Source organism: Mycobacterium sp. 1274761.0 (genome assembly GCF_001668615.1).
Lineage (GTDB): Bacteria > Actinomycetota > Actinomycetes > Mycobacteriales > Mycobacteriaceae > Mycobacterium.
Genome location: NZ_LZMC01000031.1, coordinates 1 through 1,253 on the forward strand (window position 1 = coordinate 1; position 1,253 = coordinate 1,253).

The 1,253-nt window shown below is 66.2% G+C and carries 1 protein-coding gene and 1 pseudogene; one reads left to right on the forward strand and one right to left on the reverse strand.

The features are described from left to right. Positions 1-786, reverse strand: a 786-nt coding sequence (locus A5651_RS05210) for an alpha/beta fold hydrolase (RefSeq protein ID WP_066976317.1), incomplete at its 3' end; no start/stop codon positions are given. 97 nt (positions 787-883) lie between these two features. On the opposite strand from A5651_RS05210, the pseudogene A5651_RS05215 reads away from it, so the two are divergent. Beyond that, positions 884-1,253 (forward strand): annotated as a pseudogene (locus A5651_RS05215) (tryptophan--tRNA ligase); the annotation flags it as partial.

The following is a 1,253-nucleotide window of genomic DNA, read 5'->3' on the forward strand; positions in this document are numbered from 1 at the left end:
GTCGGTGATTACGTCGGCGATGCGTTGGGGCGCTTCGTACATCGGCACATGCCCGACGCCGTCGAGCTTGGTCACCTTCGTGTTCGACGGCAGATGATCGGTGAACTGGCGGGTGAACCGCGGCGTCGGTAGCACCCGGTCCTTTTCACAGGTGACCAGATGGGTCGGCGTGCGGGTCTTGGCCAACTCCAGCAGACCGGGCAGCGTCAACGACTTCACCAGCATCTGGTAGTACGCCGAGCAGTGCGCGGCGTCGTCGATGAGCTCGAGGATGTCCTCGTCGGTGAGGGCGTCGGGCGTCGCACTGACAGCCGGATAGGCGAGCTGGCGCGCGAAGGGGAACTTGGCCGCGCGCTTCCCGAGCAGTCTGCACACGGCGAAGACCGGCGCCGCGGCGAGGAACTTCGCGACGATTTCGAACTTCGCCGGGGTGAAGTGATTCCATCCGCCGCCAGGGGCGATGCCGGTCAGCGTGCGGGCGCGGCCGCGGCGCTCCAATTCGAAGGACACCCAGCCGCCGAGCGAGTTGCCGACGAGGTGCGCCGTGGTCCAGCCCAGCGCATCCAGCCGCCGCTCGACGTCGTCGGCCAATGTGGCGATATCGAGCAGAAAGGTTCCGCGGCCTCCACCGTTGTGCCCGAGCATCGTTGGCGCAAAGACCTCGTAGCGGCCGGTGTCAGCTACCAGCGGCGCGACACGTTTCCACACGTTCTGCGACAAGATGAACGGATGCAGCAACAGCATCGGCTCGCCGGAGCCGAGATGGATTGGGTCGCGAGGGGCCATGCTGCCGACAGTAAAGGTGATACCGCCGGTATCGCAAGCGCGGGCGGTGACCGTCGAATACTGGCCATCGTCCACGGCGTGAAAAGATTGGCCCATCATGAGCAAGCCAGCCGAGCGCGTCGTCTTCTCCGGCGTGCAACCCACCTCTGACTCCCTGCACCTCGGCAACGCGCTGGGGGCGGTGGCCCAGTGGGCGGCGCTACAGAACGAGTTCGACGCCTATTTCTGCGTCGTCGACCTGCACTCGATCACACTGCCGCAGGACCCGGCCACCCTGCGCCGACGCACGCTGGCCACCGCCGCCCAGTACCTCGCGATGGGCGTCGACCCGTTCCGGGCCACCATCTTCGTGCAGAGCCATGTGCCCGCCCACACCGAACTCGCTTGGGTGCTCGGCTGTTTCACCGGCTTCGGTCAGGCGTCGCGGATGACGCAATTCAAGGACAAGTCGCAGAAGGAGGGCAGCG